The sequence below is a fragment of the Rhizobium sp. BR 314 genome (assembly GCF_047445805.1).
Classification (GTDB): Bacteria; Pseudomonadota; Alphaproteobacteria; order Rhizobiales; family Rhizobiaceae; genus Rhizobium; species Rhizobium lusitanum_B.
This window is the reverse complement of sequence record NZ_JARWLA010000033.1, coordinates 36,184-59,014: the sequence shown is the minus strand read 5'-3', so window position 1 is coordinate 59,014 and position 22,831 is coordinate 36,184. Positions and strand designations below refer to the sequence as shown.

Annotated in this window: 24 protein-coding genes; 14 read left to right on the top strand and 10 right to left on the bottom strand. The window is 59.4% G+C overall.

Going from position 1 to position 22,831, the window contains the following annotated elements; translation table 11 throughout:
- Nucleotides 1-18: 18 nt before the first annotated feature.
- Nucleotides 19-819, bottom strand: a complete 801-nt coding sequence (locus QD461_RS28895) for a DUF2189 domain-containing protein (RefSeq protein ID WP_414090658.1) — start codon at nucleotides 817-819, stop codon at nucleotides 19-21.
- 167 nt (nucleotides 820-986) lie between these two features.
- Here QD461_RS28895 and QD461_RS28890 point away from each other — a divergent pair, with 167 nt between their 5' ends.
- The 11 genes from QD461_RS28890 (at nucleotide 987) to QD461_RS28840 (ending at nucleotide 10,390) form a co-directional block, all read left to right on the top strand.
- Nucleotides 987-1,541 (top strand): RBBP9/YdeN family alpha/beta hydrolase, encoded by a 555-nt coding sequence (locus QD461_RS28890; protein WP_184704156.1) that lies wholly within the window; start codon nucleotides 987-989, stop codon nucleotides 1,539-1,541.
- Between the two features lie 264 nt (nucleotides 1,542-1,805).
- A complete protein-coding gene (gene purC, locus QD461_RS28885; protein ID WP_184704154.1) occupies nucleotides 1,806-2,570 on the top strand; it encodes a phosphoribosylaminoimidazolesuccinocarboxamide synthase in 765 nt (254 codons plus the stop codon).
- 17 nt (nucleotides 2,571-2,587) lie between these two features.
- Complete coding sequence (gene purS / locus QD461_RS28880) at nucleotides 2,588-2,830, top strand: phosphoribosylformylglycinamidine synthase subunit PurS (protein WP_414090657.1); 243 nt, start codon at nucleotides 2,588-2,590, stop codon at nucleotides 2,828-2,830.
- 8 nt (nucleotides 2,831-2,838) lie between these two features.
- Complete coding sequence (locus tag QD461_RS28875) at nucleotides 2,839-3,396, top strand: RNA 2'-phosphotransferase (RefSeq protein ID WP_414090656.1); 558 nt, start codon at nucleotides 2,839-2,841, stop codon at nucleotides 3,394-3,396.
- Nucleotides 3,393-4,064 carry a phosphoribosylformylglycinamidine synthase subunit PurQ gene (gene purQ / locus QD461_RS28870; protein WP_414090655.1) on the top strand — a complete coding sequence of 224 codons (672 nt, stop codon included), beginning with the start codon at nucleotides 3,393-3,395 and terminating at the stop codon, nucleotides 4,062-4,064. Before QD461_RS28875 ends, purQ begins: the two co-directional genes overlap by 4 nt.
- Nucleotides 4,065-4,191: 127 nt before the next feature.
- A complete protein-coding gene (locus QD461_RS28865; protein WP_414090654.1) occupies nucleotides 4,192-4,602 on the top strand; it encodes a hypothetical protein in 411 nt (136 codons plus the stop codon).
- Between the two features lie 80 nt (nucleotides 4,603-4,682).
- Nucleotides 4,683-5,216 (top strand): AAA family ATPase, encoded by a 534-nt coding sequence (locus tag QD461_RS28860; RefSeq protein ID WP_414090653.1) that lies wholly within the window; start codon nucleotides 4,683-4,685, stop codon nucleotides 5,214-5,216.
- A 370-nt stretch (nucleotides 5,217-5,586) separates the two neighbouring features.
- Nucleotides 5,587-7,005, top strand: a complete 1,419-nt coding sequence (locus QD461_RS28855; RefSeq protein WP_184704141.1) for a PLP-dependent aminotransferase family protein — start codon at nucleotides 5,587-5,589, stop codon at nucleotides 7,003-7,005.
- A 118-nt stretch (nucleotides 7,006-7,123) separates the two neighbouring features.
- Nucleotides 7,124-7,738, top strand: coding sequence for an acyloxyacyl hydrolase (locus QD461_RS28850; protein ID WP_414090652.1), 615 nt, complete (start codon nucleotides 7,124-7,126; stop codon nucleotides 7,736-7,738).
- A gap of 171 nt (nucleotides 7,739-7,909) precedes the next feature.
- The gene (purL, locus tag QD461_RS28845) at nucleotides 7,910-10,141 is read left to right on the top strand and encodes a phosphoribosylformylglycinamidine synthase subunit PurL (protein ID WP_414090651.1); all 2,232 of its coding nucleotides are present in this window, start codon (nucleotides 7,910-7,912) and stop codon (nucleotides 10,139-10,141) included.
- Between the two features lie 15 nt (nucleotides 10,142-10,156).
- On the top strand, nucleotides 10,157-10,390 hold the full coding sequence (locus tag QD461_RS28840) for a BolA family protein (RefSeq protein ID WP_004108912.1): 234 nt from the start codon (nucleotides 10,157-10,159) through the stop codon (nucleotides 10,388-10,390).
- On the opposite strand, the gene QD461_RS28835 is transcribed toward QD461_RS28840, so the two are convergent.
- The gene (locus QD461_RS28835; RefSeq protein WP_414090650.1) at nucleotides 10,376-11,575 is read right to left on the bottom strand and encodes a hypothetical protein; all 1,200 of its coding nucleotides are present in this window, start codon (nucleotides 11,573-11,575) and stop codon (nucleotides 10,376-10,378) included. The two genes, QD461_RS28840 and QD461_RS28835, sit on opposite strands and share 15 nt — an antisense overlap.
- 225 nt (nucleotides 11,576-11,800) lie before the next feature.
- Nucleotides 11,801-12,103 (bottom strand): hypothetical protein, encoded by a 303-nt coding sequence (locus tag QD461_RS28830; protein WP_414090649.1) that lies wholly within the window; start codon nucleotides 12,101-12,103, stop codon nucleotides 11,801-11,803.
- A gap of 381 nt (nucleotides 12,104-12,484) precedes the next feature.
- On the opposite strand from QD461_RS28830, the gene grxD reads away from it, so the two are divergent.
- From grxD to QD461_RS28815, 3 genes are all read left to right on the top strand, one after another.
- Nucleotides 12,485-12,820: a Grx4 family monothiol glutaredoxin gene (gene grxD, locus QD461_RS28825; RefSeq protein WP_184704132.1), complete on the top strand. Its 336-nt coding sequence runs from the start codon at nucleotides 12,485-12,487 to the stop codon at nucleotides 12,818-12,820.
- A 139-nt stretch (nucleotides 12,821-12,959) separates the two neighbouring features.
- Nucleotides 12,960-14,192: a multidrug effflux MFS transporter gene (locus tag QD461_RS28820; protein ID WP_184704280.1), complete on the top strand. Its 1,233-nt coding sequence runs from the start codon at nucleotides 12,960-12,962 to the stop codon at nucleotides 14,190-14,192.
- A gap of 13 nt (nucleotides 14,193-14,205) precedes the next feature.
- A complete protein-coding gene (locus QD461_RS28815) occupies nucleotides 14,206-15,489 on the top strand; it encodes a multidrug effflux MFS transporter (RefSeq protein WP_184704130.1) in 1,284 nt (427 codons plus the stop codon).
- Nucleotides 15,490-15,521: 32 nt separating this feature from the next.
- Here QD461_RS28815 and QD461_RS28810 read toward each other — a convergent pair whose 3' ends face one another.
- The 7 genes from QD461_RS28810 to QD461_RS28780 form a co-directional block, all read right to left on the bottom strand.
- A complete protein-coding gene (locus QD461_RS28810; protein ID WP_414090648.1) occupies nucleotides 15,522-16,445 on the bottom strand; it encodes an adenylate/guanylate cyclase domain-containing protein in 924 nt (307 codons plus the stop codon).
- A 98-nt stretch (nucleotides 16,446-16,543) separates the two neighbouring features.
- Nucleotides 16,544-17,368 (bottom strand): inositol monophosphatase family protein, encoded by an 825-nt coding sequence (locus tag QD461_RS28805; RefSeq protein WP_414090647.1) that lies wholly within the window; start codon nucleotides 17,366-17,368, stop codon nucleotides 16,544-16,546.
- 16 nt (nucleotides 17,369-17,384) lie between these two features.
- Nucleotides 17,385-18,212 (bottom strand): inositol monophosphatase family protein, encoded by an 828-nt coding sequence (locus QD461_RS28800; RefSeq protein WP_414090646.1) that lies wholly within the window; start codon nucleotides 18,210-18,212, stop codon nucleotides 17,385-17,387.
- A gap of 68 nt (nucleotides 18,213-18,280) precedes the next feature.
- Nucleotides 18,281-19,177: a tRNA 2-thiocytidine(32) synthetase TtcA gene (gene ttcA, locus QD461_RS28795; protein WP_414090645.1), complete on the bottom strand. Its 897-nt coding sequence runs from the start codon at nucleotides 19,175-19,177 to the stop codon at nucleotides 18,281-18,283.
- A 60-nt stretch (nucleotides 19,178-19,237) separates the two neighbouring features.
- The gene (locus QD461_RS28790) at nucleotides 19,238-20,167 is read right to left on the bottom strand and encodes a glutaminase (RefSeq protein WP_184704119.1); all 930 of its coding nucleotides are present in this window, start codon (nucleotides 20,165-20,167) and stop codon (nucleotides 19,238-19,240) included.
- 71 nt (nucleotides 20,168-20,238) lie between these two features.
- Entirely contained in the window at nucleotides 20,239-20,856 is a 618-nt protein-coding gene (rpsD, locus tag QD461_RS28785) for a 30S ribosomal protein S4 (protein ID WP_004108946.1), read from the bottom strand.
- Nucleotides 20,857-21,088: 232 nt separating this feature from the next.
- Nucleotides 21,089-22,606 (bottom strand): ATP-binding protein, encoded by a 1,518-nt coding sequence (locus tag QD461_RS28780; protein ID WP_184704118.1) that lies wholly within the window; start codon nucleotides 22,604-22,606, stop codon nucleotides 21,089-21,091.
- Between the last annotated feature and the right edge of the window lie 225 nt (nucleotides 22,607-22,831).

Below are 22,831 nucleotides of genomic sequence, written 5' to 3'. Positions count from 1 at the left end.
CGCTGAAAGCTTGAAGGCCTATTCCTGAGCTACGACCAGCTTGCGGTAGAGATGCCAGGACGCGTGGCCGAGGATGGGCATGATGACCGCAAGACCGGCAAAGATCGGGATCGTGCCGACAGCGAGCAGTGCTGCCACCATCAGGCCCCAGACCGCGACCGGAACCGGATTGATCAGCGTCGCCCTGATGCTGGCGTCGATCGCCGCAACGACACCGACGTCACGGTCCAATAGCAGCGGAAACGTCACGACCGTGGTCGCGAGCACGACGAGCGCGAAGAGGAAACCTGCCAGATTACCCCAGAACATCATCGCCATGCCTTCCCGTGTCGTCAGAATTTTCGACACGAAGGATGAAAGCGTCGGCGGCACGCCGTCGCCGAAGAAGATGAAGTAAATGTTCTGCGCCACGATAAGCCAGACGATGAAAAGGCCGAACAGCATCAGGCCCGCAACGATGATCGACGGCAAGGCCGGCGAATGGCGAACCTCGAATGCATGACTCCAGGATGTGTCCATCCCCTTTTCCCGGCGCCGGCTGATCTCGTAGAGACCGATTGCCGCTATAGGGCCGAGCAGGGCAAAGCCTGACATCAGCGGGAATAGCAGCGGCAACAGGTTCTGGTCTGTGCTCCAGATTGCAAGCGCAATGCCTGCAATCGGATACATCAGGCACAGGAAGACATAATGCGAAGGCTTCTCGCTGAAATCGTCGAGCCCCAATTTCAGGGCGTCGACAAGGTCTGCAATACCTATCTTGCGGATGGCGGGACGGGAAAATGTATGGTCCGCTCCGGCCATGACATGAAAGGCCGTCATAATGCTCTCCTCCTCAACCGTGGCGCTCGGCTGCGGTGAAAGATGGCGGCAAATTGCTCGCCGACATCGTCATTCGCTACCGGCAAGAGCAATCCTAGCAAATTTCGCCGCAATTGTCGCCTTTTTCCCTTGACACTTGGGGCCACCTTTTCCACATCGGCGCTATCATGAAAGCTTCCGACGCAAACATCCTCATCATTCCCGGCTATACGAACTCCGGCCCCGACCACTGGCAGACGCGATGGGAGCAGAAGCTCTCCACTGCGCGGCGCGTGGAACAGGCCGAATGGTCGAAGCCCGTGCGCGACGATTGGGTAGCCCGTATCGCCGAAGAGGTGAACGCCTCGGATAAGCCTGTTGTGCTCGTGGCACATTCGCTCGGCGTGCCGTCGGTGATCCATGCGATCCCGCATTTCCGCAACAAGGTCGCAGGCGCCTTCCTCGTGGCGCCGCCTGATGTTGCCAATCCGGGCATCCGGCCGAAGCATCTCATGACGTTTGGCCCCTACCCGCGTGAGCCGCTGCCGTTCCCGTCGATCACGATCGCGAGCCGCAACGACCCTTTCGGCAGCTATGAGCATGCAGACGATGTTGCCAACAGCTGGGGCTCGCAGCTGATCGACGCCGGCGAGTCCGGCCATATCAACAGCGAATCCGGTCACGGCCCCTGGCCCGAAGGTACCATGGTCTTCGCCAAGTTCCTGAGCCAATTGAAGCCATGATGGCCCGGAAATAACAATGGGATGGAGAGGGCCGGGCTCACTAGCCTGTGAAGTATAGACCGCCTTCATTCCATCGTCAGATAAAAGCCTGTAAAACAGGGTGTGACAGGATCTCGATTCAGAGCCTTGGCACCCCGCCCGGGCCGGAATTCCGAGGAAGGAGGCGCAGGCGGATTGTGAATTCGCTTCTTATCCGTTATGGGGACGCCCACACACGATCCACTTGCGCTGTCCCATGAGCGCCAAAGACAGAGAACAATACCAATGAACCGTCGCCGCCGTATCTACGAAGGCAAGGCCAAGATTCTTTATGAAGGACCTGAGCCGGGCACGCTGATCCAGTTCTTCAAGGACGACGCTACTGCCTTCAACAAGAAGAAGCACGAAGTCATCGATGGCAAGGGTGTTCTGAACAATCGCATCTGCGAATATATCTTCAGCCATCTGAACAAGATTGGCATCCCCACCCATTTCATCCGTCGCCTCAACATGCGCGAGCAGTTGATCAGGGAAGTGGAGATGATTCCGCTCGAGATCGTCGTTCGCAACGTTGCCGCTGGCTCGCTCTCCAAGCGCCTCGGCATCGAGGAAGGCGTGGTGCTGCCGCGCTCGATCATCGAATTCTATTACAAGTCCGATGCCCTCGAAGACCCGATGGTCTCCGAAGAGCACATCACGGCTTTCGGCTGGGCCAACCCGGCGGAGCTCGATGACATCATGGCGCTCGCCATCCGCGTCAACGACTTCATGACCGGCCTTTTCCTCGGCGTCGGCATCCAGCTCGTCGATTTCAAGATCGAATGCGGCCGTCTCTTCGAAGGCGACATGATGCGTATCATCCTCGCCGACGAAATCTCGCCGGACAGCTGCCGTCTCTGGGATATCGCAACTCATGAGAAGATGGACAAGGATCGATTCCGTCGCGATATGGGCGGTCTGCTCGAAGCCTATTCCGAAGTCGCTCGCCGCCTCGGCATCATCAATGAAAACGAACCCGTGCGCGGCACGGGCCCGGTTCTCGTCAAGTAAGTTCAGGAAGGACAATCGTGATCAAGGCTCGTGTAACCGTCACGCTGAAAAACGGCGTTCTCGATCCTCAGGGCAAGGCAATCGAAGGCGCACTCGGCGCACTTGGCTTTGACGGCGTCCATCAGGTTCGCCAGGGTAAAGTCTTCGACCTTGAGTTTGAAGGCACCGACAAGAGCAAGGCCGAAGCCGAGCTGAAAGCCATGTGCGAAAAGCTCCTCGCCAATACGGTGATCGAGAACTTCGCCATTTCGATCGACTGATATCGTTGATGGCAGCCACCAAACTCCGGACCGAAATTTCGAAGTTCATGAGCTACGCGCTAAGGCATGCACCGCATGAGGCTGGCCTGGCTCTGGACTCTGAAGGGTGGGTGCCTTTTGACGATTTGAAAAAGGCGGTTCTTGACCGCTTCGATGTCACCGAAGCCGATATCCTCGAAGTGATCGAGTCCAATCCGAAGAAGCGCTTCACGCTGCTGGGTGATCGTATCCGCGCAGCGCAGGGCCACAGTGTCACGGTGGATCTGGCGCTGAATTCGGCGACGCCACCGTCGAAGCTGTTTCACGGAACATCGCTCGAAAGCTGGTCGGCAATCCAAAGTTCAGGACTGAATAAGATGCAGCGCCATCATGTTCACCTGTCTCCGGATATAGAAACGGCCAAAATCGTCGCGACGAGACGCAAGGGTGACTACATCATCCTCGAAATCAACGCGGCGCGCATGCATGCGGAAGGTCATTCTTTCTTTGTCAGCGACAATGGAGTATGGCTCACCGATCACGTTCCAAGCCAGTATCTTTCGCCTCTTGCGGGACCAGCATCATGAAATCAGCAGTCGTCCAACTCCCCGGCCTCAATCGCGATCGCGACATGATTGCGGCTCTGACCAAGATTTCCGGCCATGCGCCCGTGACCGTCTGGCAGACCGAAACCGAGATCCCGGATGTTGACCTGATCGTTATTCCCGGCGGCTTCTCTTACGGCGATTACCTTCGCTGCGGCGCGATCGCAGCGCGCATGCCGATCATGCAGGCGATCAAGGACAAGGCCGACAAGGGCGTCAAGGTTCTCGGCGTCTGCAACGGTTTCCAGATCCTGCTGGAAGCCGGCATGCTGCCCGGCGCGCTGATGCGCAACGCCTCGCTGAAATTCGTCTGCCGCGAAGTGAAGCTAGAAGTGGTGAACGCCGATACGGAATTCACCAGCGCCTATGCCAAGGGTCAGGTCATCCGCAGCCCGGTCGCGCATCATGACGGCAACTATTTCGCCGATGCCGACACGCTGAAGGCGATCGAAGACAACGGCCAGGTGGTCTTCCGCTATGCCGAAGGCACCAATCCCAACGGCTCTGTCAATGATATTGCCGGCGTCATCAACGCCAAGGGCAATGTCCTCGGCATGATGCCGCATCCGGAAAACCTGATCGAAGCGGCACATGGTGGCAATGACGGCCGCGGCCTGTTCGCCTCCGCACTCGGCGTCATCGCCGCCTGATAAATCGCCGAGCCGGGCGTCAACATCATAAAAACGGCGTCTTTGCGCAAAACAGCAGAGCGCCGACGAATGGTCAGTTGGTGACTATGGCAGAGCCAGACCTAACCGCTTCACTGGAAAGAAATTGATGCGCCCTCGCCTCCCGACAGGACTTTACTCCGCCGCTGCCATCGCGATGCTTGGGCTTCTCGTCACCTCTTGCGCCGGTCCGCGCACTCCCAGCATCGTCGCGACCGATCGCAGCGCACTGTCGACGATGGAACGCGTCATGCTCAATGCCAGCGCCTGCTGGTTCAAATCGTCGGACCCGGCCTTTGCGGGTTACCAGCTTTCTCCGGAACTCAATTCCTTTACCGGTCGCCCGCGCATTCTCGTAGTCGACAAGAAGCATCCGACCGGCCGGCCGTCGCTCGTTGTCCAGGCGGAAGGCAATCCGGCCCAATTGCAGGCCTTCGGTCCGATGATGGGTGGCGCTTCCGGCGGCCGTATCACGGGCGACGTCAATCGTTGGGCTGCGGGTTCGAAAAACTGCACCTAAGGCCATCGGCCTGAACTCTTCTCGCATTCTGCGACACCGCAGCCGACGCATGACGGCCCTCAACTTCAGGGATCATTGTCATGGATAGATTTGTCATTCTTTCAGGCTGCTCGGGTGGGGGCAAATCGACCCTGCTCGAAGCGCTCCGGCTTCGCGGACACCATGTCGTCGAAGAACCGGGCCGACGCATCGTCACGCAAGAACTGGAGAGCGGCGGATCGGCGCTGCCCTGGGAGGATTTGACCGCCTTCCTGCGCCGGGCAATCGATATGTCACTCTCCGATCGCGACGCGGCAACCAAGCGCGCCGGTATCGTTTTCTTCGACAGAGGATTGATCGATGCTGCGTCGGCGCTTCAGCACATCACCGGCGAACCGGCGCTGGCCTCCTATAGCCAGAAGCATCGCTATAACAGCCATGTCTTCCTCACGCCGCCCTGGCCGGAAATATATGTCGGTGACCATGAGCGTAGGCACGATCTATCCGCCGGCATTGCCGAGTATGACCGGCTGTGCGCAGACTATCCCAAGCTCGGCTACGGGCTGCATATTTTGCCGAAGATCAGCGTCGACGCGCGCGCCGACTATGTGCTCTCAGCGCTGGGCCTGCTTTGATAACGGCCCAGCTCCGATGAGAGCGGACATTCCGCGACGACCGATCAATCCCAGAAGAACGATTTGTTGGCTTCGGTATTCGCTTCGCGGCGCGTGAGACCGATGTCCCGCAGTTGATCATCGGTCAGCTCCCGCAGAACCCAGCGGCCCTCCCGCTTCTGCATCCACAGAAGAAGGGCTACCCAAAGCCGGCGCATGGGGTGCGACTTTGGCCGTGTCGCTCCACTCTCCGCATTCGCTGCGCAAATTGTATCAATTGTACTCATATCAAGGCCTATAGGGTTGAATCAATGTTCGTGCGCCTAGCCAAACGGCGCAATTGACTCATAGTATTGACTCCCGTTTCGAGACAATCTAGGAAATTGTCATTATGACAAATTGGCTCCCTGACATTTCCAGTGGCAACGGACCGGTCTATATCCGCGTTGCCGACAGCATCGAAAACGCGATCACGCATGGTGTCCTGCCTCCCGGCACCAAGCTGCCGCCACAGCGCAATCTTGCCTATGACATCGGCGTAACGATCGGTACGGTGAGCCGCGCCTACGCGCTGGTGCATGAGCGCGGCCTCGTCGCCGGCGAAGTCGGTCGCGGCACCTATGTGCTTGAGCGCTCGAACGGCAAGCAGATAGAGCAAGTGGATCCGATCACGCAGGCGCTGGCCGGCACACGCGGCCTAAACACGCCCGATGCCAAGATACGCTTCGACACGACGGCCGCTCCCGATATCGGCCAGGGCGAGATTATCGGAAAGCTGTTTGCCGACATCAGCTTGGATCATCGCTCGGAGATCTCATCCTATTCGCGGAACTTTCCCGGAAGCTGGTTCGATGCGGGGCAGATCTGGCTTGCTCGCAATGGCTGGAAGCCAGCAATCGAAACGGTCGTGCCGACGCTGGGCGCCCATGCTGGAGCCATCGCCGTGATTTCGGCCGTGACGTCGCCGGGCGACAAGATCGTCTTTGAGAATCTCACCTATACGCAGATCAGCCGCGCAACGCGCCTTCTCGGTCGCCGCTCGATATTGGTCGATTCCGACGAGCACGGCATGATCCCGGACGATTTCGAGCGACTGTGCCAACAGCAGCACCCCCGCCTCGCGTTCCTGATGCCGACGGGCCACAATCCCACGCTGGTGACGATGCCCGAGGCGAGGCGGCGCGCAATCGCTGCCATTGCCCGCCGCCACAGCGTCTGGCTGATTGAGGACGATCTCTATGGCGGCATGACCGGCGACCAGAACCCGCTAATGGCCACCATCGCACCGGAGCGAACCTTTGTTGTCAGCAGCCTGGCGAAAGCGGTAACGGCCGGCGTGCGCGGCGGCTGGGTCGCCTGCCCGCCGCATTTCGCGCAGCGCATCAAGGTCACCCATAAGATGACCACTGGCGGTCTACCTTTCATTCTGGCGGAAACCTGCGCGCGTCTCGTGCTGGAAGGTCACGCACTCGAATTACGCCGCAAGTCGATCGAGGAAATCAAGGCACGCGAGCGGATCGCACGGGAGGCATTGGCTGGCTTCGAATTCAATTCGCATCCACACCTGCCATTCCTTTGGCTGAAGCTGCCTGAGCCTTGGCTTTCTGGCACCTTCAAGAATGCTGCTATTGCCGACGGCGTGCTCATTGATGACGAGGACGAGTTCAAGGCCGCCCGGATGGAGAAAGTCTATCACCGCGTTCGCGTCGCCTTTTCCTCGCCACGGCAACGTGAAGATGTCGAGGCCGGCTTCATGACTTTACGCCGGTTGCTGGAAAATGGCTCATCGGGTTACGATAGTCACATTTAAGCAAGACTTTTAGTTTATCGACAGAGATCTTGCCGAATCCGAGTTCAGCCGTCTCGACTCCTAGCTCCCTACCATTCTATGAATATTGCGGGATTCGCCCGCCATTCAGGGGGAGTGCATGGCTATTGACAGCGTTTCAGCATGCAGTTCGCGTAAGCGTTTAGTCGCGAGTTTTCTAGCAATCAGCACGGTATTCGTCACAGGTGCGTTCACAGCAACCGCGGCAGATCAGGTAGCGGTCGCCGCTGGCCCGAAGGTCTTCGACGAATTGCGTTTCGGCGCAAGCGGCTCGATCCAGACAGGATACGATCACGAAAAGGGCGTTTTTCCGGACGTCCAGGTGCTTTTCAATCCGTTCGGTTACAACCCGACCGCCGATTGGAAAGACCAGCTGATGCATCCGCGCATCCACTTGGGGACATCGATCGGCACTGCGGGATCGGCGACCCAGGTCTATAGCGGCCTCTCGTGGACACTCACCCACAGCAACGGTATCTTCACGGAACTCGGCTTCGGTGGGGCGGTGCATACCGGCAATCTCGACGATTGGCAGGATCATGGCCCGATGCTTGGCTGTCGGCTGCTTTTCCACGAATATGCCGGCCTCGGATACAATTTCGACAACCACTGGAACGTGATGGCGCAGATCGCGCATTCGTCGCACGCCAATCTTTGCGACGGCCCGAACGGCGGCATGACGCGCGTCGGCCTCATGGTCGGCTACAAATTCTGATTGATGGAAGCGGCCGCGAATGGCCGCACCCTTCATTCGGCGATGACAAGTGCCGGCGTCCTGTGAACGCCGGTGATTTTCCTGTCGCACGACGGAGAGACTTGCGCTAAAGAGACCCCGATCCCCTGACCGGCCTTCAAACCCTTTACAGGCAAGGACACTCGAGCGCCCATGACCATTTCCAATACGATCCAGATCACCCCCGAACTGATTGCCGCCCACGGCCTGAAGCCGGATGAGTATCAGCGCATTCTGGATCTGATCGGCCGCGAACCTTCCTTCACCGAACTTGGCATCTTCTCGGCGATGTGGAACGAGCACTGCTCGTACAAATCCTCGAAAAAGTGGCTCCGCACGCTGCCGACGAAAGGTCCGCGCGTTATCCAGGGCCCGGGCGAGAACGCCGGCGTCGTCGACATCGATGACGGCGACTGCGTCGTCTTCAAGATGGAAAGCCACAACCACCCGTCCTATATCGAGCCCTACCAGGGCGCTGCGACCGGCGTCGGCGGCATTCTGCGCGACGTCTTCACCATGGGCGCTCGCCCTGTCGCTGCCATGAACGCACTGCGCTTCGGCGAGCCCGACCATCCGAAAACGCGCCACCTCGTCTCCGGCGTTGTCGCCGGTGTCGGCGGCTATGGCAATTCCTTCGGCGTTCCGACTGTTGGCGGCGAAGTCGAATTCGATGCGCGCTACAACGGCAACATCCTGGTCAACGCTTTTGCGGCCGGCCTTGCCAAGTCCAACGCCATCTTCCTGTCCGAAGCCAAGGGCGTCGGCCTCCCCGTCGTCTATCTCGGCGCCAAGACCGGCCGCGACGGTGTCGGTGGTGCGACCATGGCGTCGGCAGAGTTCGACGAATCGATTGAGGAAAAGCGTCCGACCGTTCAGGTCGGCGACCCCTTCACCGAAAAATGCCTGCTGGAAGCCTGCCTGGAATTGATGCAGACCGGCGCCGTCATCGCCATTCAGGACATGGGTGCGGCCGGCCTCACCTGCTCGGCCGTCGAAATGGGCGCCAAGGGCGACCTCGGCATCGAGCTCGAGCTCGACAAAGTGCCGGTGCGCGAAGAGCGGATGACGGCCTACGAAATGATGCTGTCGGAAAGCCAGGAGCGCATGCTCATGGTGCTGCAGCCGGAAAAGGAAGCTATCGCCAAGGCGATCTTCGTCAAGTGGGGACTGGATTTCGCGATCGTCGGCAAGACGACGGACGATCTGCGCTTCCGCGTCATCCATCAGGGCGAAGAAGTCGCCAACCTGCCGATCAAGGATCTCGGCGACCAGGCTCCGGAATATGACCGCCCATGGCGGGAATCCGACAAGCGCGCCGCCCTGCCCGCTGACCTCGTGGCAGCTCCGGAAGATTACGGCCAGGCGCTGCTGAAGCTCGTTGGTTCCGCCAATCAGTCCAGCCGCCGCTGGGTCTACGAGCAGTACGACACGCTGATCCAGGGCAATTCGCTGCAGCTTCCCGGCGGCGATGCCGGCGTCGTGCGTGTCGAAGGCCATCCGAGCAAGGCTCTGGCCTTCTCCTCCGACGTCACGCCGCGCTATGTCGAAGCGGATCCTTTTGAAGGCGGCAAGCAGGCGGTGGCGGAGTGCTGGCGCAACATCACGGCAACCGGCGCCGAGCCGCTGGCTGCCACCGACAACCTGAATTTCGGCAATCCCGAAAAGCCGGAGATCATGGGCCAGTTCGTCGGCGCCATTAAGGGTATCGGCGAAGCATGCCGGGCGCTCGATTTCCCGATCGTCTCCGGCAACGTCTCGCTTTACAACGAAACCAACGGCGTCGCGATTCTGCCGACTCCGACGATTGCCGGCGTCGGCCTGCTGCCGGACTGGAAGACGATGGCTCGCATCGGTTCCGCGTCGGAAGGCGATCACGTCGTCATGATCGGTCTCGACGGCAGCCATCTCGGCTCATCTATCTATCTGCGCGATATCATCGGCTCGACCGATGGCCCCGCGCCGGAAGTCGATCTCTTCGCCGAGCGCCGCAACGGTGATTTCGTGCGCTCCGCAATTCGCAACGGCCAGGTCACGGCTTGCCACGACATTTCCTCCGGTGGTCTGGCACTCGCCCTTGCCGAAATGGCGATGGCCTCGCATAAGGGCCTGCGCATCGATCTCAGCGAAGGCCGGACGCAGCCGCATGCGGCACTGTTCGGCGAAGATCAGGCGCGCTACATCATCACGGTTCCGGCCGATGTCGCCGATTTCGTCTGCATCAATGCAGAAAGCGCCGGCGTGCCCTTCCGTCGTCTCGGCACGGTCGGTGGCGACGCACTGGTTGTCGATGGCCTGTTGTCACTTCCGGTTGAACAGTTGCGCGAAGCGCATGAATCGTGGTTTCCTGCCTTCATGGATGGCAGCGCCCTCGCTGCCGCTGAATAGATCGAGGTACCACTTATGCCCATGAACCCCGGCGATATCGAAGACATGATTAAGGCCGGCATTCCCGGCGCCAAGGTAACGATTCGCGACCTGGCCGGGGATGGCGATCACTATGCTGCAGAAGTTGTCGCGGAAGCCTTCCGCGGCAAGAGCCGCGTGCAGCAGCACCAGATGGTCTATGATGCCCTAAAGGGCAATATGGGCGGGGTGCTGCACGCCCTTGCGCTACAGACCTCAGCGCCCGATTGAGAGCGCCTGCGCCTCGTCGCCGGAGTTGAATGTCAGCTCCGGCATTTTCTTCAGGGAAAACTCAGCGAAATGCGAGGTCGGCAGCGGGCCGGCCGTCATCAACGTGAAATCGAAGAACGCTTTCACATCCGGGCCGAGCACATATTGCCGGTGAACCCGCAGAAAATCGCGCTTGATCTTGGCATAGTGTTGCGCTGTCAGCATCTGCTTGAAACGCACGAAAAGGATCGACGCCTGCTCGGCATCCGGATGCCCGCAAACGGCGGCAACCTTCGCTTTGTAGAAATGGATCGCATCGGTCAGACAGTGAATGTCGAGCCAGAAGATCTCCCTGCAGCGCGCGATCAATCCGACGCGTGCGCGCAGCACCGAGGCCGGACGCATGAGGGCGCATTGCAGGATGGCGCTGCCAAGCGTCATGAACACCACTTGTTTGCCCTGCAGCAGTCCCGGCTCCCGCTCCAACAGCAGACCGATCACGTGCGTCGCAACGGATGAGCCCATGCTGTGCGAGGAGATGACGAATTCGTCGACGTCGGGTTCTTCCAACGCCTGCCGCACACTAAGCGCGCTCGCCTCCAGCCATTGCTCGGCAGCGAGCCTGTTCAATCCAGCCATTGCCACCGCCATCTCCCAGTCGGAGAACAGGTGCAGCGTATGCAGCTTCTCCGCCTGCGGCAGGAAAACGTAGACGAAGAACGCAACCGCCAAGGCAATGCTGCCGATATGGCTCCAGGATGGCAAGCCGAACAGGAATGGTGCAAAGGCGATGGAGAGGCTAATCGCCAACCCGCAAAGCATCAGCAGAAACGGAAAAATAAAGAACAGGCCGAAACGCCACGCATGGCGAAAATAGCCGACCATGCCGCCGCTAAGGGCGACCCTCGCCGCCGCAAGATAGCCGTTCAGCAATCGTATGAAGAATGGCCGGCCGTTCAGCGCGGCAACCAAATCATTGTGATCGACGATATGGACGCGGCTTTGCGTCTGCCAATCCGCCGCCGCCGCAACGACGTCGAAATAGGGCGCGCGTCCGAAATTTTTCAATTCGTCGACAGAGGCGGAAAAGTTCCATACGGCCGCGCTCTGGCGAGCCGAACGCTCGTAACGAGCCCGATGCGCGGCAGCATCCAACGGCTCGAAGCCAGGGAAGTGGAGAACCACCCTCTTCTTGATCCTGTTCATATTTTAGTCTGTCCCCGGGGTGCGCCAGTACATCGATGAATGCTGGACGTCAGCCAAGACCACGGGCTGCCGGCTTTTTCATGGCAACACAAGACAAATCGTCTAAAAACAAAAAGATAAGATCAAGTACTCGGCGGCAAGGTGCCTCGCCCCGCGAACGGACATAGCTCGGCCTTGCGCCCTCTCCGGATCACCATGCGGTGACGATATTGAGCTATATGAATATTAGCATTCCCGGCGTGGATACGGAGAAACCTCAGCACAAGAGTCCAAAGCCGGTTCGGTCATGATCTTCTGTACGATCGGCGCGACGGCCGGTTGCTGCGTTGGGGTGATCGAGGCTCGGTAGCCGAAGACGACACTCAGAATGAGCACGATTGCGCTCACGGTTACCGTGCTGTTCAGCACCGAGGCTCTTGGCGTACGGACATGCTCATAATATTCCCGTTCGCCTTCGCTCGTATCGTCAGAACTATAGAATTCCCGTTCCTCACCAACCTGCCCGTCAGAATAGTGATGGTGGCTCATGGTGTTCGCTCCCTCAAAAAATGCGAATGCCGTGCTCATAAGGGACCGATACGTGCCAAATCGCATCAATCGACGAACTCTAACAAACAAACCGGCCGCATGTAAATTAAGTAGCAGCCTAATCTTAATCGTCCCTTATGTTTTCCCCATATGCGTTGTTCGCCTATCGAGTTGAAGAGCCGTTTTCAAAACGCACTGTTCAGAAAAAAATGCCAATGAATCATTTTCGCCGTCTTCCTTAACAGCGCCACCCGGAATCATTCATGCGATGAAAAAGAAGACGACGACGTTTTGCCGCTGGAAATCACGTCGGTCGCTTGCTATTTAGAGAACGGATTTTAACGCTGCGGACCTTGACTCCGCATGTGAAAGGAACTGGACATGAGCGGCATTCAGGAATTCATCGCCAACGAAGTAAAGAACAACGACGTCGTTCTCTTCATGAAAGGCACGCCCCAGTTCCCGCAATGTGGTTTCTCGGGCCAGGTCGTGCAGATTCTTGATTATATCGGTGTGGACTATAAGGGCATCAACGTCCTTGCCGACGCCGAGATCCGCCAGGGCATCAAGGACTACTCCAATTGGCCGACCATCCCGCAGCTCTATGTGAAGGGCGAGTTCATCGGCGGTTGCGATATCGTCCGTGAGATGTTCCAGGCAGGCGAGTTGCAGCAGCATTTTCAGGAAAACGGCATCAGCGTTCGCGGCGCCGCCTGACCGGTCACCGGGCTCTTCGTCCGGTTTCCATAGTCCAGTTCGATCGATCAGGCGCTGCTGCCGAGCAGCGCCTTGATATGTTTATGGGAATAATACCGTGACGACTTCATCCCAGGCTCTGTCCCATGGGCAACTGCCCATGGGCAAGCGCGAGTTTATCGCACTTGCGGCCTTCCTGATGGCAACCAATTCGCTTGCAATCGACATCATGCTCCCTGCCCTTCAGCAGATCGGCTCCAGCCTTGGCGTGCTGAACGAAAATCATCGCCAGTTCGTGGTGACGGCCTACCTGATCGGCTTCGGTGGTGCACAGCTCATCTACGGTCCGCTGTCGGATCGTTTCGGCCGTCGCTTGCCGCTGCTGATCGGCCTTGCAATCTACGTTGTCTCCGCTTTCGGCATCGCGCTCATACCGTCCTTCGGCGGTCTGCTCGCCCTTCGCTTTATCCAGGGCCTGGGCTCGGCAGCAACCCGCGTCATTACCATTTCCATCGTCCGTGACGTCTTCGGCGGCCGCCTCATGGCCGAAGTGATGTCCCTGATCATGATGGTGTTCATGATCGTTCCGGTCATCGCGCCGGGAAGCGGCCAGATCATCCTGCTGGTCAGCACCTGGCACATGATCTTCGTCTTTATCGGCGTCATGGCGATGCTCGTGGGCGCATGGATGTATTTCCGGCTTCCCGAGACACTGAAGCCGGAAAACGTGCGTCCGCTGACGATCAAGTCCGTCGCATCGGGCTTCAAGATCGTTCTGACGAACCGCGTTGCGCTCTGTTACACCATCGCCAGCACGTTCCTTTTCGGCGCGCTGTTCGGCTTCATCAATTCCGCGCAGCAGATCTACAACAATATCTACGGCCTCGGCGCCTATACACCGCTGGCGTTCGGCGGCGTGGCGGCTTTCATGGCACTCTCGTCCTTCGTCAACTCCCAGTTCGTCGGTAGGTTCGGCATGCGAAGGCTGTCGCACACGGCGCTGCTCGGCTTTGTCGGCATCACCTTCTGTTGGCTGCTGGTGCAGCTCTACGGACCGTCACCGATGCCATTCCCGCTGTTCATGATCTTTTTCGCGCTGGCCATGTTCCAGTTCGGCTGGATCGGCTCCAATTTCAACTCTCTCGCGATGGAACCCCTCGGCCACGTCGCCGGCACGGCATCCTCCGTACTCGGCTTCATGAGCACGGTTGGCGGCGCGTCGATCGGCGCATGCATAGGGCAATTTTACAACGGCACGGCAACACCGATGGTCATCGGCTATTTCACCGTTTCCCTCATCGGCGTCGTCTTCGTGCTGATCGCCGAAAAGGGAAAGCTGTTCCGCCCGCACAATGCGCCGCCGCCGGCTGACCAGTCCCTCGCTTTGCATTGATAGGCAAACTCATATGACCCCGCCTCAAGAACAGAAAACATCGGCGCCAACTGGCGCCAACCGCATCGGCCTCGGCATCGTCGAGTTCATCATCACGATTGCCCTGATGACGGCGAGCATCTCCATGGGCATAGACAGCATGTTGCCGGCACTGCCGAACATCGGCCAGTCGCTCCATGTCGCCAATCCCAATGACACCCAGCTCGTCATCGGCGTCTATTTCCTCGGCTTCGGCATTTGCCAGCTCTTCTTCGGCAGCCTGTCGGACACCTATGGCCGGCGGCGCATCCTGCTCGGTGGCCTGGCCTTCTATACGGTAACCCTCTTTGCTGCGGCCTGGAGCGGCAGCCTTTTCGCACTGCTCGCGATGCGCTTTGCACAGGGCGTCGGCGCCGCGGCCGTGCGCATCACGACACTGGCGATTGTCCGCGATTGCTTCGGCGGCCGCGAAATGGCGCGTGTCATGTCCTATGTCATGATCGTCTTCATGATCATGCCAATGGTGGCGCCTTTCGTCGGCCAGGTGATTGTTGCCTATTCCAATTGGCAGTGGATCTTCATCCTGCTCGGCATCGTCAGCGCCGGCCTCGTTCTGGTGGCCTTTTTCCGCATGAAGGAAACGCTGCCGAAGGAAGAGCGTCTGCCGCTCTCCGTCGCTTCCGTTCTTTCCGGCTTCAAGACGGTCCTGACGAACCGCATCACCTGCGGTTACATGATCGGACTTACGCTCTATACCGGCGTGATCTGCTCTTACATCGTCTCGGTGCAGCAGGTATTCGGCGAAGTCTACGGCCTCGGAGATTCGTTCCCGATCGCCTTTGCGGCAACGGCAGCCGGCACGGCCGTCGCGCAGTTCGCAAACGGCTATTTCGTCCGCAGCTTCGGCATGAGGCGCATATCGCATGCCGCGATGATCATCTTCACCGTTCTGGGCGCCATCGGCTACGTCGCAGGCATGTTCGGCCAGCCGAGCTTCACGTTCATCTATGTGCTGATCTCGGTCATGCTGATGATGTTTGCGGTCATCACCACCAACTTCATGGCCATCAGCCTGGAGCCGATGGGACACCTGGCGGGCACGGCGGCTGCGATCACCAGCTCGGTCTCAACCACGGTGGGCGTTCTCCTGGGCGGCATCGTCGGCCAGATGTTCGATGGGACCGCCCAGCCGATGATCGCCGGTTTCACCATATTCGGTGCACTAACGATCCTGGCAACGCTATGGGCCGAACGGGGCAAGCTCTTCACCCATCCCGGCGATACGCCGGCGCTGGAGCCGGGCATGGGTCACGTCTAGTCCGACGGGCCGCCAATATTGGACGTGTAATCCTAGACGCGGCTGCGTGGGCGGCTTACCCAGCGCAGCGCAGCTGCGATACCGAGCCCGAGCAATGGCAGGATTGCCCATGGCGTTCCATGCCATGTGAAGAGATTGATCATGACGATGCCGACACCGGTAACGGCAAGCGCGGCAATGGCCGTATCGATCTGCTTATTGCTACGAACAAAGCGAAGCGCAGCCACCCATGCAATGGCGAGGATTGGCCATTTGGCCCAGAACTCTCCATGCCAGCTCAGCCCATTGAGCATGGCAAGACCGATGCAGATGACTAGCGGCACGCCAAAGCTCCGCCGCCAATCTTGTATCACGGGCTCACCGATAGAAGCCTCAGGCGCGCGGTAGGGTTCCGGTGCGGCCCGATAGTCCGAAGTGGTGTCGGCAACCTGCACGCCGCCGACCCGCACCGCATAGCTCGGCACGCCACCGTCGATATTCTTGACATCCAGCTGGCCGAGAAAATCGAAGCCGACCGCAACCTTGTTGCGGACCTGATCGTAAACCGTGTTGGAAATGACAATGCCGCCGGCAACAGCGCGCGATTGCAGTCGCGCAGCTATGTTGACGCCATCGCCATAGAGATCGTTGCCATCGGCAATCACGTCGCCCAAATTGAGGCCGATACGGAAAAGCATCTGCTTCTCGGCGTCCATGGCGGCGTTGTACCCGGCCAGCTCGTTCTGAACGTCGATCGCCGCCCGCACCGCTTCGACAACGCTTGGAAATTCTGCAAAAACGCCGTCACCCCAGGTATTGATGACCCGACCGCCACGCACCTCGATCAGCCTTTTCATGGCGTCACGATAGCGGCGGAGGGTCGCAAGCGTACCCTCCTCGTCCTTTCCCATGAGGCGCGAATAATCCTGCACGTCGGCGCAGAAAATGGTGGTAAGCTTGCGGCTCGTTTCGGACATCTGCCTCATCCTTTGGCAAGGGCCGACCAGGCTGCTTGCCTACGCGGCAAGGATAGCCCGCCCGGCTCCAGTTTCCAAGTAGCCGCGTTGCAGGTCCGTCACACGGTGAAGACTTCGCGACGCAGCAATTCCCAGGATCCCTTGTCCACCGCGATCAGCAACCCGCCGTCGAGATGATGCGGCAGATAGGGCGTGCCGTCGAAACGGCGCACATAGGCACCAGCTTCCTGCGAGATCAGCGAACCGGCCAGATGATCCCAGGGCATCAGCTTGTTATACATAAGATAGTGAACGTGGCCGCCGGCAAGCGTGCGATATTCATGCGCGGCGCATCGATAGTTAGTGGAGTAGCGGACCTTGGCGAGATTGCCCATGATCTCCGCCCGCTTCTCCTTCGGCAGGAAGCCTGTCGACGCCATGCCGACCATGTCCTCCAGTGCCACGGCCTGCGTGGTTTTCAGGCGTAGCATTTCGCCGTCGGGACGGCGCAGCCATGCGCCGCCGCCGCGCTCGGCAAGCACCCAGTCGTCACCCATCGGATCGAAGATGATGCCGGCGACCGTCTCTCCCTTGGAGATGACCGAAGCCATTACACCGAAAGCGGGAATGCCGGAAGCAAAGTTGAAGGTGCCGTCGACGGGGTCGACGATGATGGCAAGATCGGCTTCCTTCAGCTTGTCGAGCAGCGCCGGGTCGGCCGCGACGGATTCCTCGCCGATGAACAAGGCTTCCGGCCAAAGTCGCGAAACCTCGGCCTTCACCATCCGTTCGGCACGCTCATCAGCCTCGGTGACCAGATCGGTGGCTTCGCTCTTGGCGCGAACGTCGTCACTGCCGAGCCTGCGGAAACGTGGCAGGATCTCCGTCTGCGCCGCGCGGCGCAACACATGGGCAAGTGTGGTAACGTCAACCAGCGAAGTCATGATTGGTCCTTTCCTGTCAGTCGCCGATGATTTCGCGGCGAATTATGTGCCAGCTATGTTCATCCGGCGCAGAGATTATGCCGCCGGTCGTTTCGCCGGGCCGGTAGGGTGTGCCGTCGAATTTTGCCGTATAGCCGCCAGCCTCCTGGTGCACCAGTACCCCAGCAAGATGATCCCAGGGCATCAACGTGGAATGACCGATAAAGTGCCATTTGCCTGACGCCACCATCCAATATTCATAGGCAGAGCAATTCAGCGCGAAAGCCATGCGGGCCTTCCGCAGATTCCCACCGATGCGGGACCGGTCAGGCTCCTTCATATGCCCCCAGGATATGGCCCCGGTCATCGCGCTCAAAGGTGCCGCCGGAGCAACGGAAAGTCGCCTCGCCTGCCCCGCCTGCCGGCGAAGAAAAGCACCGGCCCCGCGTATCGCGGTTATCGTATCGCCGAGAACGGGATCATAGATGACGCTTGCGATCGTCTGGCCTTTAGCGACCACGGCGACGATCGTGCCGAAAACGGGAAGCCCGGCCGCAAAATTGAACGTGCCGTCGACCGGGTCGATCGTAAAAGCGAGATCCGCATGTGCGAGCGCCGACACCACGGACTTGTTGGTCTCGTAAGCCTCTTCTCCAACGATAAGGGCGCCCGGGAAATGCGCCTTCAACGCTACGGTAATGTGCTTTTCCGCCAGCAAATCGGCTTCGGTCACCAGATCGATAGCCGAGGTCTTTTCCGATATGTCATCGGCGCCCAGATTGCGGAACCGTGGCATGATTTCCTGCGCCGCCGCTTCGGCGACGATTGTCATCAGGTAGTCGAGATCTGTATCGGAGAAAGTCATCGGAAGCCTTTGTTTTGGAAGGGCCTCCTCTTATGCCCGATTCGATGACAGTGGTGTGGCGAAACCACTTATCCGGCGTCAGATGGCTCCGCAGAGGATCCTGCGGCCATCAGGCCGGCGAAATCGAAGAGTTTCGGATCCAGCAGATGTGAAGGGTTCACATGCGCCAGCGCGCGCAACATCGTATCCTTGCGACCCGGCATGCGCCGCTCGATGTCAGCAAGCATGTCCTTCATGGCGTTGCGCTGCAGACCGTCCTGCGAACCGCAGAGATCGCAAGGAATGATCGGAAATTGCATGGCGGTCGCAAATTTGGCGAGATCGTCCTCGGCGGCATAGGCGAGCGGACGCAGCAGCATCAGATCGCCCTCGTCATTCAGAAGTTTCGCCGGCATGGAAGCCAGCCGTCCACCATGGAAGAAGTTCATGAAGAAGGTTTCGAGAATGTCTTCGCGATGATGGCCGAGCACCAGCGCGTCGCAACCTTCCTCGCGGGCGATGCGATAGAGATTGCCGCGACGCAGGCGCGAACAGAGCGAGCAATAGGTTGCACCCTCGGGCACCTTTTCCTTCACGATGGAATAGGTGTCGCGATACTCGATGCGATGCGTGACGCCGATCTTCGTCAGATATTCGGGCAGAATATGTTTCGGGAAATTCGGCTGGCCCTGGTCGAGATTGCAGGCAACCAGTTCCACGGGCAACAGACCGCGCCATTTCAGGTCAAGCAGCAGCGCCAGCAAACCATAGGAATCCTTGCCGCCGGAAAGACCGATCAGCCAGCGCTTCTGCCCCTTCAGCATCTGGAAGTCTTCCATAGCCTGGCGAACCTGCCGCAGCAGCCGCTTGCGAAGCTTGTTGAAGGAGACCGAACGCGGCGCTTCGGAAAACATCGGATGAACGGCAGAGCCGCCATCTTCAGCCTCGATATCGATTTCATCCTTCACGGTCGTCGCGATATTCATTCCGTCATTCCTTGCAGGTCGTCACGCTGATAGCAGAAAGCAGCGCGAGAAGACACCGTATCAATCGCCGAACACCGACCAGCCCGTGCGTGCCGCCAGCATTTCAAGCGCCACGGCCCCAAGCAGCGAATTGCCGACCTTGTTCAGCCCCGGCGACCAGGCGGCGATCGAGCCGATGCCCGGAGCAACCGCCAGGATGCCGCCACCGACGCCGCTCTTGCCCGGTAGGCCGACGTGATAGGCAAAGTCGCCGGAGCCGTCATAATGGCCGCAGGTCAGCATCAGCGCATTGATCCGTCGCGCCCGTTTTGGCGAAACGACTGAATGGCCGGTGATCGGATTGCTGCCCCGCGCGGCGAGATAGAGCCCCGCCTTGGCAAGCTGCTGGCAGCTCATCGACAGCGCACATTGATGAAAATAGACGCCGAGCACATGCTCGACCGGATGATGGATATTGCCGTAGGCGCGCATGAAATTGGCAAGCGCAAAATTGCGATAGCCCGTCTGCGTCTCCGAGCGCGCAACCCTGTCGTCGATGCTGATCGTTTCGTCGTCGGCCACATAACGCACAAAGCGTAAGAGCTCGCCGATCGCTTCACGCGGCTCGTGCCCGGCCAGCACGACATCGCTGACGGCAATCGCGCCGGCATTGACGAAGGGATTGCGGGGAATGCCTTCTTCCCGCTCGAGCTGCACGATCGAGTTGAAGGCCGTGCCGGAAGGCTCACGCCCCACCCGCTTCCAGAGGCTTTCCCCGACCTTGCCGAGCGCAAGGGTGAGCATGAAGACCTTGGAAATACTCTGAATGGAGAAAGGAATTGCAGCATCGCCGATGCTGTAGACATCACCATTGACCGTTGCGATCGCCATGCCGAACTGGTTCGGATCGACCTTCGCCAATTCGGGAATGTAATCGGCAACCTTGCCTTCGCCGATGCGTGGCGAAAGCTCCGCATGAATGCCGTCGAGAATAGCCTGCAAATCCGTCATGAGGCGCTCCAAAGACAAAAAAGCCGCTCGAACCGAGCGGCTTTTCATTCATCAAGAAAGTTATCCGCTTATTAACGCGAATAGAATTCGACGACCAGATGCGGTTCCATGACGACAGCGTACGGTACGTCGCTGAGAGCCGGAACGCGGGCGAAGGTCGCAACCATCTTGTTGTGGTCGACTTCGACGTAGTCCGGAACGTCGCGTTCAGCCAGGGCAACCGACTCGAGGACGGTTACGAGCTGCTTGGACTTTTCGCGAACTTCGATAACGTCGCCAGCCTTGCAGCGGTACGAACCGATGTTGACGCGAACGCCGTTAACGGTGACGTGACCATGGTTTACGAACTGACGGGCAGCGAAGACGGTCGGAACGAACTTGGCGCGGTAGACGATCGCGTCAAGGCGCGATTCGAGCAGGCCGATCAGGTTTTCCGAGGTATCGCCCTTGCGGCGGTCAGCTTCAGCGAAGATGGCGCGGAACTGCTTCTCGCGCAGGTCGCCGTAGTAGCCCTTCAGCTTCTGCTTGGCGCGCAGCTGCACACCAAAGTCCGAAAGCTTGCCCTTGCGGCGCTGGCCGTGCTGGCCCGGGCCGTATTCGCGGCGGTTAACCGGGGACTTCGGACGGCCCCAGATGTTTTCGCCCATACGGCGGTCAATTTTGTACTTGGACGATTCGCGCTTGCTCATCGCATTTCCTTTCAAAGTGTTGTGGCGGCCCGTTGCCGAACCGCGAAGGAAACACGCCCTCCTCTGAACTCCGTTTTCGAGCTCTGACAGGCTTCTCACGTTCGCGAACGGACGAAGCCACGGGACATGTCAAATGAAACACCGGACATTTCTGCCCGGCGTTGGGCGGTCTCTAAGCGGTCGTCATGAAAATGTCAACAGCGCCAAGCGCTCTTCAACGAGAATAGGGCAGCTATTCCGCAGCTGCCTGCTCGCCGCCATCCAGATCAGGCGCATTGGCATCGCCCGGAGCGGTCTGGCATCCCATATCCGGGAAGGCGACGATACGCTTGCCGGAGAAATCCGTGTGGACGACGACGCTGCCCTGCTCCTCGAAATAGCTGAGAAGACGCCGCGCGCGACGGGCCGAATGGGTGCCGTAGGCACGGGCGATGCGCGCGTCCGAGGGGCACGGCTCACCGCTGATGGCGGCCTTGGCCAGCATCAGGAAAACGCCCTGCAAATCATCGGTGACGCTGGAAGAAAGCGAGAGCGCCGTCGCCCATTGTTCGGTTGCCATGATCTCTTCGTCGGCGCCAGACCGCGTGATCGCCACGCGGCGCCGGAACTCCGACAAGCTCATCGGCGAACCGGGAACGCGGCGCATGCGCAACCGCACGAGAAACTCCTGATAGAGCACCGAATCCGTGCGGAAGCCTGACGCCGGATCGTCAAGGATCTCGGAGAGCACAGCGCTGACCCTGGCTTCACGATCCTCGCTCGATAATTCCGGCTGGCTGACCTTCGACTCCGAAGGTGCCGGTCCTGCGGCTGGCACCGAGCGGGAAAGCTCGGCCAGAATATCGGTCGTCGGACGCGGCGCCGGCGTGGCGCGGCGAACGGCGGGTCGTGTAAATTCTTCGGGATCCGGCGTGAAGATCAGATCTTCCACGTCCTGCGGCGCATCCGGCAAAGGCATCAGCTTCGGGCTGGAAGAACGCGCCGAGGTTTCCACCGTGCCGATCGCGATCGGCAGCGGGCGACGCGAAAGCGCCGGCCCAAGTGCGACGAAATTGCCGCGCTTCAGATCGCGGAACATTTCCGCCTGCCGGCGATCCATGCCAAGAAGGTCGGCGGCACGGGCCATGTCGATATCGAGGAAGGTGCGGCCCATCAGGAAGTTGGACGCTTCTGCCGCCACGTTCTTGGCAAGCTTTGCCAGGCGCTGCGTGGCGATGACGCCGGCAAGGCCGCGCTTTCGACCACGGCACATCAGATTGGTCATCGCGCCGAGCGACATCTTGCGCGCGTCTTCCGAGACGTCGCCGCCGACAGAGGGTGCAAACATCTGCGCCTCGTCCACCACGACAAGCACCGGATACCAGAACTCGCGATCGGCATCGAACATGCCGTTGAGGAAGGCGGCGGCGGCGCGCATTTGCTGCTCAATATCGAGCCCCTCCAGCGTCAGCACGCAGGAGACGCGATGCTGGCGGATGCGGTTGGCGATACCGGCAAGCTCAGCTTCCGTGCGCTCGCCATCGACGACGACATGACCGAATTTGTCGGCCAGCGTGACGAAATCGCCTTCGGGATCGATGATGACCTGCTGTACCCACTGCGCGGATTGCTCAAGCAACCGCCGCAAAAGGTGCGATTTTCCGGAGCCGGAATTGCCTTGGACCAGGAGACGCGTCGCCAGCAGCTCCTCGATATCGAGCTGGGCGCTGGTCCCGCCGGACGCCGTTCCCATGTCGATGCCGACCTGCAATGCACTTCCCCTATATGATCAAGAATCAAATGCGGCTGCGTCCCATCATTCTGAAAGGACGAGCCTCCGTCTAGAGCACTTCCGCTTTTCTTCGAATCGCGAAAATGCTCTATCTCGTATTCATTTAACGCAATTCCGGACGGAAAACCGCTGCGCACTTTTCCTGGAACTGCTCTAGCAAAGATTTCCAACCTTCGCGCCCGTGGATTGAGAAAACCCACAGGC

Excerpts from the sequence above, each read along its gene's own strand:
- grxD (WP_184704132.1), top strand. The coding sequence starts at position 12,485 with ATGAGCGGCATTCAGGAATTCATCGCCAACGAAGTAAAGAACAACGAC.
- QD461_RS28810 (WP_414090648.1), bottom strand. The coding sequence starts at position 16,445 with ATGTCCGAAACGAGCCGCAAGCTTACCACCATTTTCTGCGCCGACGTG.
- rpsD (WP_004108946.1), bottom strand. The coding sequence starts at position 20,856 with ATGAGCAAGCGCGAATCGTCCAAGTACAAAATTGACCGCCGTATGGGC.
- QD461_RS28895 (WP_414090658.1), bottom strand. The coding sequence starts at position 819 with ATGACGGCCTTTCATGTCATGGCCGGAGCGGACCATACATTTTCCCGT.
- QD461_RS28890 (WP_184704156.1), top strand. The coding sequence starts at position 987 with ATGAAAGCTTCCGACGCAAACATCCTCATCATTCCCGGCTATACGAAC.
- QD461_RS28790 (WP_184704119.1), bottom strand. The coding sequence starts at position 20,167 with ATGACGGATTTGCAGGCTATTCTCGACGGCATTCATGCGGAGCTTTCG.
- QD461_RS28815 (WP_184704130.1), top strand. The coding sequence starts at position 14,206 with ATGACCCCGCCTCAAGAACAGAAAACATCGGCGCCAACTGGCGCCAAC.
- QD461_RS28855 (WP_184704141.1), top strand. The coding sequence starts at position 5,587 with ATGACAAATTGGCTCCCTGACATTTCCAGTGGCAACGGACCGGTCTAT.
- QD461_RS28820 (WP_184704280.1), top strand. The coding sequence starts at position 12,960 with ATGGGCAAGCGCGAGTTTATCGCACTTGCGGCCTTCCTGATGGCAACC.
- QD461_RS28800 (WP_414090646.1), bottom strand. The coding sequence starts at position 18,212 with ATGACTTTCTCCGATACAGATCTCGACTACCTGATGACAATCGTCGCC.
- ttcA (WP_414090645.1), bottom strand. The coding sequence starts at position 19,177 with ATGAATATCGCGACGACCGTGAAGGATGAAATCGATATCGAGGCTGAA.
- QD461_RS28875 (WP_414090656.1), top strand. The coding sequence starts at position 2,839 with ATGGCAGCCACCAAACTCCGGACCGAAATTTCGAAGTTCATGAGCTAC.
- QD461_RS28830 (WP_414090649.1), bottom strand. The coding sequence starts at position 12,103 with ATGAGCCACCATCACTATTCTGACGGGCAGGTTGGTGAGGAACGGGAA.
- purQ (WP_414090655.1), top strand. The coding sequence starts at position 3,393 with ATGAAATCAGCAGTCGTCCAACTCCCCGGCCTCAATCGCGATCGCGAC.
- QD461_RS28865 (WP_414090654.1), top strand. The coding sequence starts at position 4,192 with ATGCGCCCTCGCCTCCCGACAGGACTTTACTCCGCCGCTGCCATCGCG.
- QD461_RS28805 (WP_414090647.1), bottom strand. The coding sequence starts at position 17,368 with ATGACTTCGCTGGTTGACGTTACCACACTTGCCCATGTGTTGCGCCGC.
- purC (WP_184704154.1), top strand. The coding sequence starts at position 1,806 with ATGAACCGTCGCCGCCGTATCTACGAAGGCAAGGCCAAGATTCTTTAT.
- QD461_RS28840 (WP_004108912.1), top strand. The coding sequence starts at position 10,157 with ATGCCCATGAACCCCGGCGATATCGAAGACATGATTAAGGCCGGCATT.
- QD461_RS28860 (WP_414090653.1), top strand. The coding sequence starts at position 4,683 with ATGGATAGATTTGTCATTCTTTCAGGCTGCTCGGGTGGGGGCAAATCG.
- purL (WP_414090651.1), top strand. The coding sequence starts at position 7,910 with ATGACCATTTCCAATACGATCCAGATCACCCCCGAACTGATTGCCGCC.
- QD461_RS28850 (WP_414090652.1), top strand. The coding sequence starts at position 7,124 with ATGGCTATTGACAGCGTTTCAGCATGCAGTTCGCGTAAGCGTTTAGTC.
- QD461_RS28835 (WP_414090650.1), bottom strand. The coding sequence starts at position 11,575 with ATGAACAGGATCAAGAAGAGGGTGGTTCTCCACTTCCCTGGCTTCGAG.